Below are 15,334 nucleotides of genomic sequence, written 5' to 3' on the forward strand. Positions count from 1 at the left end.
CGAACTCGCCGCCACCGTCGGCGCGGTCCTGGACGAGGCCGACGCGCCTTCGCTGTGGCTGGATGGGCAGTGGCGGCCGACCTGCCCGCAGCGCATCGGCACGAGCTGGAGGCCCACGCCATCCTGCGGGCCGATCACGCTCCCTGGCGGCTGGTGCTGGGCCGATCCACCGCGCCGGCGACCGTCGACCCGGCCGCACGGATGGCCCGGCTGTGCGCGCTGGCCGACCTGCTGCTGCTCGACCTGGTCGTCGAGGCCCGCCGGCAGGGCGCGGGGTTTTGCTGGGCCATCCGGTACGAGGTGCCCGGCTCCCCGGTGCTGCTCGGGTCGCCCGGCTGGTGCCGGGAGCTGCCGGAGATGTTGGCCTGCACCGACGTGGCCAAGGCGCTCAGCGGTCTGGCCGAGCGCGGTCTGGCCGCCCCCGCCCGGCTGCTGCGCCCCGAATCGCCGCGCCCACCCGCCGCCCCGGCCTCGGACGTCGACCAGCTCGAACGCCGTGTGCTCGCTGACTGCGTCGACCTCAACGGGGGCGAGTTGCCCGGCGCGCAGGCCCTGTGGCGCGACGGCCGCTGGTGGCACACCACTCTGCGCGCCGGCGAGCCGGTGGAGATCCTCACCGAGCAGCCCACCGGTCAGGTGGTCCGCCGAGTGCAGGTGCCGGTGAGCCGCGGCTACGAGCCACCCGACCCGTCCTGGCTGGGTGAATCCGTCGACTGGCGGCCCTGCCCGGACTGCCGACCACACAGCCGGCTACGCGCCTGCGACTGTCGGCTCGGCGGTCGCGCGGCCGACCTCGACTGCCCGCACTGCTGCGGCGCCGGCCTGCGCCCATCCGCGCTGCACTGCTTCACCTGCGGCGACACCCAGCGCCTGCACCGGACGGTGGTGGTCACGATCACCGACCTGCGGCACCGGGTGGTGCACCTGGCCTGGCAGGCTGGTACGCCCGAAGTCGCTCCGCTGGTCGCCACCCAACCGGGCGGCAAGCCGGTCGTCCAGCTTCCGGACCGTTACCGGCTCGGCTCCTGGGCGGCTGTGCTCGGCGCGCGGCCCGACGACCTGGCCGACGCCGACGGCGGGCAGCAGATCAGCAAGGACCTCCGCGACGGTTACGTCACAGTGCCCCGGGCCGGGGCCGACCCGGTCGGGGAGCACGTCCGCAGCACAGGCCGGGGTACGCCGGCCGGCCGTCTGATCGTGGTGGCGACGTCTCCTGACGCGCCGTCGCTGACCGAGCTGCTGCGGCTCGCTCTCGGCCTTGACCTGGCCCTCGTGGTGGCCGTGTGCGACCTGCGGCACAACGCCGCAGATCCGCTGCTGGCCGATGGATTGCGCTGGTCGGTCGAGGTGAAGCCGCTTGATGCACCTGTCCGCCCCGACGACTTCCCCCATCGGCCGAGTCTGGCCGCCGCGCTCTCCTGGTGCGTCGAGTGCCTGACCGACGCCGTCGCCGGGGCCGCCCCGATCGACCCGACGGCGCCCATCCCGGTGCCCTGCTCGGGGCCGCGTGACGTCGCCGATCCCGAGCCGGAACTGCTACGGCTGGCGGCCCGGCACGCCGGGCAGGTGGTCACCGTTCGCTTCACCCGCGCCGGCTGCACACTGCACCGACACGACGACGACGGCGTGAGTTTCCTCGCCGAGGCCCGCGACCTGCGCGATCTTCGGTTGACCTGAGGGCTGAGGGAACATATGTTCGATCACGTGGGGCAATCTGAGGTGCGCCGGGCTTCTCTGCCGGCTCCGCGTGGCCGGTGGGCCGGGCGGCCGGGAGTTGCCTCTACGATCAGGGGCATGGACCGGGTGACGGTGGAACGGGCTGCGCTGATCGCGCTGCTGCGGCAGCCAGACCTCGGTTGGTCTGATGCTGTGCACGACATTCAAGAGGTCGGCACCGCGCTGGCAGTCCTGCGCCGGGCCGTCGGGCAGACCGAGACGCTCTTTCCCGACACCCGTTCCGTCGACTCGCTGATCGAGACCGCGGCCGGCGACCTCGCGGGCTGGCGGGCCGAGGGCATCGCAGTGCGGGCCTTCTTCGACCACGACTACCCCGCCCAGCTGCGTGACATCCGTGAGATGCCGCCAGTGCTCTTCGCTCGAGGTGAGTCGCGCCCCGACGCTCGGGCCATCGCGGTGGTCGGCAGCCGCGAAGCGAGCGACAGAGGAGTCGAGATCGCCAGCTCGGTATCAGAATCGCTGGCCCGCCGCGGTGTGACGGTGGTCAGCGGTCTGGCGAGAGGGATCGACACCGCGGCCCACCAGGCGGCACTCGCGGCAGGGGGCCGCACCGTCGCGGTCATCGGCACCGGAATTCGTCATCACTACCCGACGGTCAACCGCGCGCTCCAGGAGCACATCGCAGAGGTCGGATTGGTGCTCAGCCAGTTCTGGCCCGATGCCGCCCCCACAAAGCAGAGCTTCCCCATGCGAAACGCGGTGATGAGCGGCTACGCCGCTGCCACCGTGGTCATCGAAGCTGGTGAACGCAGTGGAGCTCGGATCCAGGCGCGGCTCGCTCTTCAGCACGGTCGGCCCGTGGTGCTCACCAGCCAGGTGATGCGGCACGACTGGGCACGCGCCTTCGCCGCCCGGCCCGGCGTCCACGTCGCGCACGGGACCATGGACCTGGTGGAGGCGGTCGACGCCATTCTCGACCGTTCACCGGCTGCGGCCGAGTTGGAGGACTTTCCTGATTTCGCCAGCCTCTGACCCGTGGGCCAGGATCCGGGAGTACGTCGAGACCCAGCGGAACTTCCTTCGAAATCCCCTGCCCACCCTTTCCTGGATCTGCCCGACGTGTCGCGGTGTCCGCACTCCCGGGTTCGACTACTGCTACCCCTGCCAGGAACACCAGACGGCGTCTGGTGGCCTGCTCGCCGACGTGGTCGCTCCGATCGCTTACTCGCCGCGTACCGGTCAGCATCACCACCACCTGCGCTTGTACAAGTCCAAGCCGGGGTCGGCCCAGGCTAGGTGGAATCTGCTCGCACTGCTGTTGCTGTTCCTGCAGCGGCACCTCGACTGCATCGCTCATCGGATGGGCGGTGCGCCGACCCACGTGGTGGTCGTGCCGAGCACCCGGGGCCACCCTCATCCGCACCCCCTGCAGGATCTGATCGGCGATCGTCTTGGACTGCCGTGGCTCACGGCGCTGTCCAATCCCCGCCACGGATCTGAGACGCGGACGTTCCAGCGCGACTGGTTCACTGTCCAGCTTCCGGTCGAGAGCGTCAGCGTTCGGCCGCTGGTCCTAGACGACACCTGGACAACCGGTTCCCGGGCGCAGTCGCTGGCGTACGCGTTGAAGAGCGCTGGCGCGCCGTCGGTGGCGGTCGTGGTGCTCGGGCGACACATCAGGCCGGAGCATGTGGCATCCCGACCGCTGCTGAAGGCGATCGAGGATCCGATGTTCGACCTGACTAAGTGCGCTGTAGAACGATGAGCGGAGACCTCCGGTAGCAGACTCGCCTTCGGGATCCGGGCTGTCCGCTCGGGTCAGCTTCCTGGCGGAATTTGGCGGTGCGGGCAGGGCCGGGTGGTTACTCCGGGACGCGGCGGTAGGCGCCGTCGCTGGCCGAGGTGGCCATCGAGGCGTACGCGCGCAGCGCCGCCGACACCGGGCGCTGCCGATCGGTCGGGGTGTACGGCTTGTCGCGCTTCTCCTCGGCCACCCGTCGTGCCTCCAGCTCCTCGGCGGGCACGTTCAGCTTGATCGACCGGCCCGGGATGTCGATGACGACCTCGTCGCCGTCGCGGACCAGGGCGATCAGCCCGCCGGAGGCCGCCTCGGGGGAGACGTGCCCGATGGAGAGCCCGGAGGTGCCACCGGAGAAACGGCCGTCGGTGAGCAGCGCACAGGAGCGGCCCAGCCCGCGTCCCTTGAGGAACGAGGTGGGGTAGAGCATCTCCTGCATGCCGGGGCCGCCCCTGGGCCCCTCGTACCGGATCACCACGACGTCCCCGGCGACCACCTGCTTGGCGAGGATCGCTGTCACCGCGTCGTCCTGCGACTCGTAGACCTTCGCCGGGCCATGGAAGGTCAGACAGTCGTCCGGCACACCGGCGGTCTTCACCACGCTGCCCTCGGGCGCCAGGTTGCCGTGCAGGATGGCCAGCCCACCGTCGGCGGAGTAGGCGTGCTCGCGGTCCCGGATGCAGCCGCCGGCCGCGTCGGTGTCCAGCGACGACCACCGGTTGGTGGTGGAGAACGGCTCGACGGTGCGCACCCCACCGGGTGCGGCGTGGAACAACTCGACGGCCGTCGGGGTGGGGGAGCCACCGCGCACGTCCCAGTCGGTCAGCCACTGCGCCAGCGAGGGGGAGTGCACGGCGTGCACGTTGCGGTTGAGCTGCCCGGCCCGGTCGAGTTCGCCGAGGATCGCCGGAATGCCGCCGGCCCGGTGCACGTCCTCCATGTGGTAGTTCGGCGAGTTCGGCGCGACCTTGGCCAGGCACGGCACCCGCCGGGAGATCGCGTCGATGTCGGTGACGCCGAAGTCCATCTCCGCCTCGCGGGCGGCGGCGAGCAGGTGCAGCACCGTGTTGGTGGAGCCGCCCATCGCCACGTCCAGGGCGACAGCGTTCTCGAAGGCGGCCTTGGAGGAGACATTACGCGGCAGCACCGAGTCGTCGTCGCCGTCGTACCACCGCTTGGAGATCTCCACGACGGTCCGGCCGGCCTCGACGAAGAGCGACCGGCGGGCGGCGTGGGTGGCCAGCGTCGAGCCGTTGCCGGGCAGCGCGAGCCCGATCGCCTCGGTGAGGCAGTTCATCGAGTTGGCGGTGAACATGCCGGAGCAGGAGCCGCAGGTCGGGCAGGCGGACCGTTCGATCTCACCGAGCTGCTCGTCGGTGACCGCCTCGTTCGAGGAGGCGATCATCGCGTCGATCAGGTCGATCTTGCTGTGCACGACTCCCTCGATCGCCATCGTCTTGCCGGCCTCCATCGGGCCGCCGGAGACGAAGACGGTCGGGATGTTGAGCCGCAACGCGGCCAGCAGCATGCCGGGGGTGATCTTGTCGCAGTTGGAGATGCAGACCAGGGCGTCCGCGCAGTGCGCGTTGACCATGTATTCGACCGCGTCGGCGATCAGCTCACGGCTGGGCAGCGAGTAGAGCATGCCGCCGTGGCCCATCGCGATGCCGTCGTCGACTGCGATGGTGTTGAACTCCCGACCCACCCCGCCGGCCTCGGCGACCGCGTCGGCGACCAGGCCACCCATGTCCTTGAGGTGTACGTGACCAGGCACGAACTGGGTGAAACTGTTGGCGATGGCGACGATCGGCTTGCCGAAATCGTCGTCGGTCATCCCGGTGGCCCGCCAGAGGGCCCGGGCGCCGGCCATCGTCCGACCGTGTGTGGAGGTCCTCGACCGCAGCTCAGGCATACATACCAGCATGACACCGTCGGCCCGCCGGCCCACCCGGGTATCTGCCGTGTCCCAACAGATGCACACTCAGCCCCCCATGACGTGCGCCCATCCGGCACTCTTGGAGGCGTGCATTTTCCACCGGGCATGGTCGCTGTCGCGGCGCTCAGCGGGCTCGTCGCCGCGGTGGCCGTCGTGCTGCTGACCGCCGTCGCCCGGCGGCGGACGGGGCGGCGTCGACCGGCGCACGTGCTGCTCGCGGCGGCCGCCGGAGGTGCGCTGCTCAGCCTCCTGACCGGGGTGCTCGCCGCGCTCAGCGCCAACGACCACTGGGCCCACGAGCAGATTCAGCGCACCGGTTGGGCGACAGTGGTGGCGATCGGCACGGCGGTGAGCGGGCTGGCCTTCGCCGCTGGTCTGCTCCGGCTGCCCGGGGTGGCCGCCACCGCGGCGGGAACGGCCCGGCTCGCCCTGGACGGGTTGGTCATGGCGGCGGCGCTGTGGTTCGTCGGTTGGGTGCTCTTCTCCGAGCCCACCCGGTTGCTCGGTGCCGCCACCCCGATGGCCTGCCCGGCGATCCTGGTGGCCACCGTGAGCGCCGCGCTCGGTGCCGGGCTCGTCGTGATCATCGTCTTCCGGGCCGCCACCCCACGTCGGCGGCTCGCCGCGCTGGGCGCCGGCATCAGCGCGGTGACCTGCGGCGGGCTGGGTCTGAGCGCCGGGCTCTGCCAGGCCGGGCCGACAATGGCGCTGACCGGTGCGGCGGTGCTCGCCGCCGGCCTGCTGACCGTGGCGCTCGCGGTGTACCGGGCCGACCGGCCGGGGCAGGTCGACCTGGACCTGGTCGGGAGCGACGGCGAGTACGCGATCGCCCCGATGCTGGCGATGGCCGCCTCGGCGATGTACCACCTCGCCCAGGACGGCAAGTTCACCGCGGCGGGCATCGTGGCCGGCAGTGTGGAGGGCTTCGCCCTGGTGGCACGGCAGTACCTCACCCTGCGCGACGTCCGGGGGTACGCGGGCCGCCTGGCCGAGCGGGAGGCGCACTTCCGTGAGCTGGCGCACACCGATCCGCTGACGTCGTTGGCCAACCGGCGAGGGCTGCTTCGGGCGCTGCACCGCAACGCCGCGGACCACAACCCGTGTGTGCTGCTCGGCCTTGACCTGGACGGCTTCAAGAACGTCAACGACATGCGGGGCCACGACGTGGGCGACGCCGTGCTGGCCGAGGTGGGCCGGCGGCTGCGCGGCAACCTGCGCCCCGGCGACGTGGCCGCCCGGTTGGGTGGCGACGAGTTCGCCGTGCTCATGCGGGGCCGCCCGGTCGAGGCGGACCGGGTCGCCGAACGGCTCCTCGGGGTGCTCAACCGCCCCTACGACCAGCCGGAGGGGCCGGTCTTCCTGTCGGTGAGCATCGGGGTGGCCGACTGGGCCGACGAGCCGGACGTGGAGCTGCTGCTGCGCCACGCCGACCTGGCGTTGCGCTACGCCAAGCAGCGTGGCAAGAACCGCATCGAGCGGTACGACGCCGCGTACGACCTGCTGCTGCGCCGGCGTACGACGGTGGAGCACGAGCTGCGCGGGGCCATCGACCGCGACGAGCTGCGGCTGGCGTTCCAGCCGGTGGCGTCGCTGCCGTCGGTGCGGCCTGTCGGCGCCGAGGCGCTGCTCCGTTGGCACCATCCTGAGCTGGGCAACGTGCGTCCGGACGAGTTCATCCCGCTCGCCGAGGAGTGCGGCATGATCGCACCGCTCGGCGCCTGGGTGCTGCATCAGGCCTGCTACCAGCTCTCCCGATGGCTGGCGGACGGCCACGACGTCTGGGTGTCGGTAAACGTCTCCCCACGCGAGCTGCACGCCCCGGAGTACGTGGTCCAGGTCGCCGAGGCGCTGCGCGCCCACCACGTGCCGCCGCAGCGGCTGGTGCTGGAGGTCACCGAGCACGCGGTCGCCACCGACCTGGACGAGCTGATCCGGCGGCTCACCGCGCTGCGATTGACCGGTGTCCGGATCGCGCTGGACGACTTCGGGGCCGGCTACTCGTCGCTGGGGCAGCTGCGCCGGTTGCCGATCGACATTCTCAAGATCGACCACAGTCTGGTCGCCGAGCACGAGCCGGTTCATCCGGTCGGCCAGGACGGCCCGGCGTTCGCCCCGATGGTCGACATCGTCATGCGCCTGGGCCACCAGTTGGGGCTGGAGGTGATCGCCGAGGGGGTGACCACCCCGACCGAGTTGGCCGCGGTGGTGGCCGCCGGTTGCCGCTTCGGCCAGGGCGCTCTCTTCGGCTGGGGGGTGCCGGCCGAGCACCTGGAGGCGATGCTGGAGGCAGCCACGTCCCCGGGCGCGCGTCCCGCTCCGGTGCCCGCGCCACGTCGCGCTCCGGGCGGTTCCGGGCAGCTCACCACGCCTGCCGATGGCGCGTCGCCGGCCGACGCGCCGACCTCCGTTAACCAACATGTGGGATCAGTTGACTCATCGCGTGAGATGCGTCAGGCTTAGCCGCATGTCGTCGTACCGGTCGCTGCGAGTACTTACCTGAGCGCACTCTCCCTCACCGAGAGTGCGCTGGCCCCGTGCATCTGCACGAGGGCCGTTTTTATTGCCATCGGAACCTGGCGAAGCGGGCCGCGCCCGCGTCGCATCGCTTGACTAGCCACCAGCCACTCCAGCCGAAGGCCAGAACCGCCATGACGAGACCCACGCCCGAGACCCTCGCCCACACCGCCCGCCGGGCCCGCGCGGCCGCCGACCCGACAGTCGACGTCGACCAGGCCGCCACGCGCACGGGCACCCCGGCCGTCCCGGCGGTACGGCCCGCCGCCGCGACCCCGATCTCGGGTGCCAGCTCGCTCGTGCGGTCCCTTGAGGCGCTCGAGGTCGACGTCGTCTTCGGCATTCCGGGCGGCGCGATCCTGCCGGCGTACGACCCGCTCTACGACTCGACGGTCCGGCACATCCTGGTGCGGCACGAGCAGGGCGCGGGGCACGCGGCGACCGGCTATGCGCAGGCCACCGGCAAGGTCGGCGTCTGCATCGCCACCTCCGGCCCGGGTGCGACGAACCTGGTCACCCCGATCGCCGACGCGTACATGGACTCGGTGGCGATGGTGGCGATCACCGGGCAGGTGGCCAGCCCGTCGATCGGCACCGACGCCTTCCAGGAGGCGGACATCCAGGGCATCACCCTGCCGATCACCAAGCACAACTTCCTCGTGCAGAACGCCGAGGAGATCCCCCGGGTGCTGGCCGAGGCGTTCCACCTGGCCAGCAGCGGGCGACCCGGCCCGGTGCTGGTCGACATCCCCAAGGACGTGCTCCAGGCGCCGACCACCTTCTCCTGGCCGCCCACCCTGGACCTGCCCGGCTACCGGCCCACCCTGCACCCGCACGGCAAGCAGATCCGGGAGGCGGCGCGGTTGATGGCCGCGGCCCGACGGCCGGTGCTCTACGTCGGCGGCGGGGTGCTCAAGGCCGGTGCCACCGACGGGCTGCGCCGGCTGGCGGAGCTGACCGGCATCCCCGTCGTCACCACGCTCATGGCGCTCGGCGCGTTCCCCGACTCGCACCAGCAGCACCTCGGGATGCCCGGCATGCACGGCACCGTCGCCGCGGTCTACGGCCTGCAGAAGGCGGATCTGCTCGTCGCGCTGGGCGCACGCTTCGACGACCGGGTCACCGGCAAACTGGACTCGTTCGCTCCGGACGCGGCAGTGGTCCACGCGGACATCGACCCCGCCGAGATCGGCAAGAACCGGCACGTGGACGTGCCGATCGTCGGCGACGCCAAGCACGTCATCGACGAGCTGATCGCCGCGGTCACCGCCGAGCGTTCGGCGGGGCGTACCGCCGACCTCGGTGACTGGTGGACGCAGCTGGACGACCTGCGCAACCGTTACCCGCTGGGCTACGACGAGCCGGTCGACGGGACCCTGTCCCCGCAGTACGTCATCAAGCGGCTGGGCGAGATCGTCGGCCCGGACGCGATCTTCGTGGCCGGGGTGGGCCAGCACCAGATGTGGGCGTCGCAGTTCATCTCCTACGAGAAGCCGTACACCTGGTTGAATTCCGGCGGCCTCGGCACGATGGGCTACGCGGTTCCGGCGGCGATGGGCGCCAAGGTCGGCAAGCCGGACACCGTGGTCTGGGCGGTGGACGGGGACGGCTGCTTCCAGATGACCAACCAGGAGTTGGCCACCTGCGCGTTGGAGGGCATCCCGGTCAAGATCGCCGTCATCAACAACGGCAACCTCGGCATGGTCCGGCAGTGGCAGACGCTCTTCTACAACGAGCGCTACTCCAACACCGAGCTCGGCACCCACAAGCACCGCATCCCGGACTTCGTCAAGCTCGCCGAGGCCCTGGGCTGTGTCGGGCTGCGGTGCGAGAGCGCCGACGACGTGGACAAGACCATCGCCGCCGCCATGGAGATCAACGACGCGCCCGTGGTGATCGACTTCGTGGTCGGCAAGGACGCGATGGTGTGGCCGATGGTCGCCGCCGGCACCAGCAACGACGAGATCATGTTCGCCCGCGGCGTCCGCCCGGTCTTCGACGAGGATGACATTTAATGACGATGCACACTTTGTCCGTGCTGGTGGAGAACAAGCCTGGCGTGCTCGCCCGGGTCTCCGGCCTGTTCTCCCGGCGCGGGTTCAACATCGACAGCCTCGCTGTCGGCGAGACCGAGAACCCGGACGTCTCCCGGATCACCATCGTGGTCAACGCGGAGTCGTCCCCACTGGAGCAGGTCACCAAGCAGCTGAACAAGCTGGTCAACGTGCTCAAGATCGTTGAGCTGGATCCGCAGGTCTCGGTCGCCCGGGAGTTGCTGCTGGTGAAGGTTCGCGCCGACCGGTCCGCGCGGTCGCAGGTGCTGGAGACCGTCAACCTGTTCCGCGCCCGGGTGGTCGACGTCGCACCGGACACGCTGACCATCGAGGCCACCGGCACCCCGGACAAGCTCGACGCGCTGCTGCGCGACCTTGAGGCGTTCGGCATCAAGGAAATGGTCCAGTCCGGGCTGGTGGCCATCGGGCGCGGCTCGCGTTCGATCACCGCCGGTCCCGCGCTGCGGGCCGCCTGACCCGCCGGTCGGCCCTCGGCCGGCCGTCCGGGAATTCATCCGCACAGACCACGACGGGCCGCCCCGGCCGTCGTACGAAAGGGAAGTTCTCATGAGCGTTGAGGTGTACTACGACGACGATGCCGACCTCGGCCTGATCCAGGCCAAGAAGGTCGCTGTGATCGGTTACGGCAGCCAGGGCCACGCCCATGCGCTGTCGCTGCGTGACTCCGGCGTCGACGTGGTGATCGGTCTGCCGGAGGGCTCCAAGAGCCGTCCGAAGGCTGAGGAGCAGGGCCTGCGGGTGGTCACGCCCGCGCAGGCCGCCGCCGAGGCTGATTTGATCATGGTGCTCGCGCCGGACACCGCCCAGCGCGGGATCTACGCGGAGTCGATCGCCCCGCACCTCGCCCCCGGCAAGGCGATCTTCTTCGGCCACGGCTTCAACATCCGGTACGGCCTGATCAAGCCGCCGGCCGAGGTGGACGTGGCGATGGTCGCGCCCAAGGGCCCCGGCCACCTGGTCCGCCGCCAGTACAGCGACGGCAAGGGCGTGCCCTGTCTCGTCGCCGTCGAGCAGGACGCCAGCGGCAACGCGCTCGCGCTCGCCCTCGCGTACGCCAAGGGGATCGGCGGCACCCGGGCCGGCGTGATCAAGACCACCTTCACCGAGGAGACCGAGACCGACCTCTTCGGCGAGCAGGCGGTGCTCTGCGGCGGCGCCTCGGCGCTGGTGCAGACCGGTTTCGAGGTGCTCACCGAGGCGGGCTACGCCCCGGAGGTCGCCTACTTCGAGTGCCTGCACGAGCTGAAGCTGATCGTCGACCTCATGTACGAGGGCGGCATCGCGAAGATGCGTTACAGCATCTCCGACACCGCCGAGTACGGCGACCTCTCCCGCGGCTCGCGCATCATCGACTCCCGGGTCAAGGACGAGATGCGCAAGATCCTGGGTGAGATCCAGTCCGGCGAGTTCGCCCGCGAGTGGGTCGCCGAGGACGAGGCCGGCCGGCCCAACTTCACCAAGTGGCAGGCCGAGGGTGCGGCGCACCCGATCGAGGAGACCGGCAAGAAGCTGCGCGGCATGATGAGCTGGGTCGACCGCCCGATCACCGAGACCGCCTGACCCGTTCGGCTCGTCCGGACGATGTTTTCGAAGGCCCCGGCGCGCGCTCTCCCCAGTGCGCCCGGGGCCGTCGACACTGCCCCCCGGCGATCTTGCACTTTCGGACGCCGATTTGTGATGCTGTGCCCCTTACGTCGCGACAGGAAGTGCAAGATCGCGGGGAGGGGCGCGTTTCTGGGCGGTGAACGGTCGATGTCCGGGCGTGTGAGGGCACTCACCCCGAAGACCGGAACACGCCGACCAGCGGGGCCCCTACGATCGCCTGTAGGTGCAGCAGCCGGCACCTGACGGCCACGGCACGGATCAGCGCAGGGCGCAGTGCGGCGCCCCGCCGCCCGGGCCGATCGCAAACACGACCTCTACGAGGACCGATGAATCCTGTCGTACTGATCGCCGAAGAACTCGCCCCCGCCGCCATCGAGGTGCTCGCCCACGACTTCGACGTCCGTCACGTCGACGGCACCGACCGTCCGGCCCTGCTCTCGGCGCTCTCCGAGGCCGACGCCGTCATCGTGCGCAGCGCGACCCAGATCGACGCCGAGGCGGTCGCCGCCGCGCCGCGACTCAAGGTGGTCGCCCGGGCGGGCGTCGGGCTGGACAACGTCGAGGTGCCGGCCGCCACCGCGCGGGGCGTCATGGTCGTCAACGCGCCCACCTCCAACATCGTCTCCGCCGCCGAGCAGGCCGTCGCGCTGCTGCTCGCCGTCGCCCGCAACACCGCGAGCGCCAGTGGCGCGCTGAAGGCGGGGGAGTGGAAGCGGTCGAAGTACACAGGCGTCGAGGTGCAGGGCAAGACGGTCGGCGTGGTGGGGCTGGGTCGCATCGGGGTGCTCTTCGCGTCTCGCATCGCCGCGTTCGGCACCCGGCTGATTGCGTACGACCCGTACATCCAGCCGGCCCGTGCGGCGCAGCTCGGCGTCCGCCTGGTCGGCCTGGAGGAGCTGCTGCGGGAGAGCGACTTCATCTCCATCCACCTGCCGAAGACGCCGGAGACGGTGGGCCTGATCGGTGAGAAGGAGTTGGCGCTCGTCAAGCCCACAGTTCGCATCGTCAACGCCGCCCGTGGTGGGCTGATCGACGAGCAGGCGCTCGCGGACGCGATCGCCGAGGGCCGCGTCGCCGGCGCCGGTGTCGACGTGTACAGCAAGGAGCCGTGCACCTCGTCGCCGCTGTTCGCCTTCGACAACGTGGTGGCCACCCCGCACCTGGGCGCCTCCACCCACGAGGCGCAGGACAAGGCCGGTCTCGCCGTTGCCAAGAGCGTCAAGCTGGCGTTGCAGGGCGAGTTCGTCCCGGACGCGGTGAACGTGCAGGCCGGCGGTGTGGTCGCCGAGGACGTTCGGCCGTTGCTGCCGCTGGCGGAGAAGCTCGGCCGGGCGTTCACAGCGGTCGCCGGTGTGGTCGCCGCCAGCGTCACCGTCGAGGTCCGCGGTGAGATCGTCAGCCACGACGTGTCGGTGCTCAAGCTCGCCGCCACCAAGGGCCTGTTCAGCTCCGTGGTCGAGGAGCAGGTCACCTACGTCAACGCCCCGCACCTGGCCGCCGAGCGTGGCGTCGAGGTCACCCTGGCCACCCTGGCCGAGACGGCCGAGCAGCCGACCCTGGTCACCGTACGCGGCGCGCTGCCGGACGGCCGGACGGTCAGTGTCTCCGGCACTGTCACCCACTCCGGCGCTCGGGACGTGCTGAAGCTGACCGAGGTGGACGGCTTCGACGTGGAGATCGGCGCGGAGGGCATCCTGCTCTTCCTGCGCTACGCCGACCGGCCCGGTGTGGTCGGCACTGTCGGTACCCTGCTCGGCGAGTCGGGCATCAACATCGCCGCCATGCAGGTGGCTCGTCGGGAGGCGGGCGGTGAGACGCTGATGACCCTCACCGTCGACCAGGCGCTCGGCGCCGACCTGCTCACCTCGGCCGCCGAGTCGATCGGCGCCACGGCGGCCAGCGCCGCCGACCTGCGCGACGAGTAGTAGACGACAAACACCGTGGGGGGCCTGGCGATTCGCCGGGCCCCTCGTCGTTTCCCGTCCGTGCCGCCGGTCAGGTCAGCCGGGCAGCCGCGCCGGCGGCGGGTAGACCGAGCCGTCCTGCGGGTCGAAGAGCATCAGCCCGTGCTCGCCGGCCAGCCGCTCGATGTCCAGTAGCACCTGGTCCGCGCAGGTCGGGTGCAGGTTCAGCTCGACGTGGTCGTGGGCCGCGTGCAGCGGCGCCACCGCCCAGGGGCTGTTCGGGCCGGGGTGACGGTCCGGATAGGAGGCGGTGATCGCCCGGTAGAAGCTGACCACCCGCGGATCGGGGTAGCGGTCCACGTGCCGCCCCTGCCGGCAACCGTTGACCGCTGTCCGCACGTCCTCGGGCGTCGCCCCGTCCTCCAGGGCCCACACGCTCAGATCGAAACTCACGGCGGATAGCGTGCCATCCGCCGTTCACCATGTCGAAACTGCCTCGCCGCCGGTCACCACCGATTACCGCAGTCTCCGGTCACGACGGTCCGGTGTGGAGACTCTTGCGTCGAGTTGCGTCGATTCGCTAGCGTACGCACTGCGGTCACTGGCCGAGTTCGAGGCGCCGGCCCGTCTTCGGGTGGCGCGGTCGACGTCCGGCCCGACCGGTCCGCACCCCTCGGTTGTGCGAGCCACGCGCACTCGTCGCTGACCGGCCCCCACTGTCGTTGCCGAGACCGTGGGGGCCGATCGCGGGCCCGACCGGCCGACAGTCACCGGGACCTGGTTGGTTCGCCGGCGGTAGGCGGCCGAGGTGCGAATCGGGCCGGAGCACCGCGGGGAGACGGGCTCGGTGTGGCGACGTTCCGCTCAGCGACGGTGTGCGAAGAGCGCGCGATAGTCGGAGTTGCCCCGGAACCACGCCAGGCCGGTAGGGCCGGCGGCGTAGAGCGCTGTGGCGTAGGCGTCGGCGATCGTCAGGTCGGGGCCCACCACTGTGGCGGCGACGAGGTGATCGGCCGGCTCGCCGGTGTGCGGGTCCACCACGTGCCCCTGCCGCCCGGTCACCCCGGAGGTGCCGACCGCTCCGGCGGTCATCTCCAGCACCAGCGGCGCGCGCTCGGGAGCGGTCGGGTGGTGCACCGCCACCCTCCAGGGTCCGCCGTGCGGCGCGCGACCCCGAACGACGAGGTCAGCGCCAGCGAGCACGGCGTAGTCGTGGATGCCGGCGGCGCGCAGCCGCTCCGCGGCGCGTTCCACAGCCCAACCGCCGAGCAGGCCGCCCGGGTCGAAGCCGCCGGGCACCGCCCAGGCGTCGAACCACCCGTCGGTTGCCGCGCGCATCGCGGCGCAGCGGTCCACCAGATCGGCGAGCGGCGGGTACGACTCCGGGCTGATCTCGCCCCGTCGCAGCCGGGAGACCAGGCTCTCCGGTCGGTTGGGGCCGTAGGTGAGGTCGATGGCGCGCAGCTCGGCGACGCTGTCCCGCAGCGCCTCGCCCACGCCCCGGCGGCCGAGCCACTCGGGGGCGTTGAGCAGCAGTGTGTACTCGGCGGTCGCGGTGCGTACGGTGTGCTGCACCGCGATCCGGCCCTCGGTGGCCGTGGCCGGGTCGATCCGGTGCCGGCGGCTGCCGAGTCGAAGGTCCGGCCGGCGGTTGCGGAACTTGGACGGGTCCGGCCAGCGGGTCCGTGGCTGCTCGTCGATGCGCATCGCATCTGCCCCCTCGCACATGGCGCCACGTCGTCGCGACCCCGTTGGTCAGCGGGCCCCCGCGACCCACCGAGCACCACGGTACGCAGCGGAGATGACCGCCCCATGAGTCCCAGCT

General features: G+C 71.2%; 11 protein-coding genes. 8 read left to right on the forward strand and 3 right to left on the reverse strand.

What is annotated here, in order from left to right:
- The first annotated feature begins 54 nt into the window (after positions 1-54).
- From ABZS40_RS12140 to ABZS40_RS12150, 3 genes are all read left to right on the forward strand, one after another.
- On the forward strand, positions 55-1,677 hold the full coding sequence (locus tag ABZS40_RS12140) for a hypothetical protein (protein ID WP_354943334.1): 1,623 nt from the start codon (positions 55-57) through the stop codon (positions 1,675-1,677).
- Positions 1,678-1,794: 117 nt separating this feature from the next.
- Positions 1,795-2,709 carry a DNA-processing protein DprA gene (locus ABZS40_RS12145; RefSeq protein WP_354943335.1) on the forward strand — a complete coding sequence of 305 codons (915 nt, stop codon included), beginning with the start codon at positions 1,795-1,797 and terminating at the stop codon, positions 2,707-2,709.
- 172 nt (positions 2,710-2,881) lie between these two features.
- Positions 2,882-3,442: a phosphoribosyltransferase gene (locus ABZS40_RS12150; RefSeq protein WP_354943336.1), complete on the forward strand. Its 561-nt coding sequence runs from the start codon at positions 2,882-2,884 to the stop codon at positions 3,440-3,442.
- Positions 3,443-3,539: 97 nt separating this feature from the next.
- On the opposite strand, the gene ilvD is transcribed toward ABZS40_RS12150, so the two are convergent.
- Entirely contained in the window at positions 3,540-5,387 is a 1,848-nt protein-coding gene (ilvD, locus tag ABZS40_RS12155) for a dihydroxy-acid dehydratase (protein ID WP_354943337.1), read from the reverse strand.
- A 111-nt stretch (positions 5,388-5,498) separates the two neighbouring features.
- Here ilvD and ABZS40_RS12160 point away from each other — a divergent pair, with 111 nt between their 5' ends.
- The 5 genes from ABZS40_RS12160 (at position 5,499) to serA (ending at position 13,530) form a co-directional block, all read left to right on the forward strand.
- Complete coding sequence (locus tag ABZS40_RS12160) at positions 5,499-7,871, forward strand: bifunctional diguanylate cyclase/phosphodiesterase (RefSeq protein ID WP_354943338.1); 2,373 nt, start codon at positions 5,499-5,501, stop codon at positions 7,869-7,871.
- Between the two features lie 188 nt (positions 7,872-8,059).
- On the forward strand, positions 8,060-9,940 hold the full coding sequence (locus tag ABZS40_RS12165; RefSeq protein ID WP_354943339.1) for an acetolactate synthase large subunit: 1,881 nt from the start codon (positions 8,060-8,062) through the stop codon (positions 9,938-9,940).
- A complete protein-coding gene (gene ilvN / locus ABZS40_RS12170; RefSeq protein WP_088946549.1) occupies positions 9,940-10,455 on the forward strand; it encodes an acetolactate synthase small subunit in 516 nt (171 codons plus the stop codon). The genes ABZS40_RS12165 and ilvN overlap by 1 nt, the downstream gene beginning before the upstream one ends.
- Before the next feature lie 91 nt (positions 10,456-10,546).
- Entirely contained in the window at positions 10,547-11,560 is a 1,014-nt protein-coding gene (gene ilvC / locus ABZS40_RS12175) for a ketol-acid reductoisomerase (protein WP_354943340.1), read from the forward strand.
- A gap of 371 nt (positions 11,561-11,931) precedes the next feature.
- Positions 11,932-13,530 carry a phosphoglycerate dehydrogenase gene (serA, locus tag ABZS40_RS12180; protein WP_354943341.1) on the forward strand — a complete coding sequence of 533 codons (1,599 nt, stop codon included), beginning with the start codon at positions 11,932-11,934 and terminating at the stop codon, positions 13,528-13,530.
- Positions 13,531-13,605: 75 nt separating this feature from the next.
- Here serA and ABZS40_RS12185 read toward each other — a convergent pair whose 3' ends face one another.
- Both ABZS40_RS12185 and ABZS40_RS12190 read right to left on the reverse strand, forming a co-directional pair.
- Complete coding sequence (locus ABZS40_RS12185; protein WP_091393184.1) at positions 13,606-13,962, reverse strand: hypothetical protein; 357 nt, start codon at positions 13,960-13,962, stop codon at positions 13,606-13,608.
- 411 nt (positions 13,963-14,373) lie between these two features.
- Positions 14,374-15,216, reverse strand: a complete 843-nt coding sequence (locus ABZS40_RS12190; protein WP_354943342.1) for an FAD:protein FMN transferase — start codon at positions 15,214-15,216, stop codon at positions 14,374-14,376.
- Between the last annotated feature and the right edge of the window lie 118 nt (positions 15,217-15,334).

Source organism: Micromonospora sp. NPDC005324 (genome assembly GCF_040607155.1).
GTDB classification, from domain to species: domain Bacteria; phylum Actinomycetota; class Actinomycetes; order Mycobacteriales; family Micromonosporaceae; genus Micromonospora; species Micromonospora trifolii.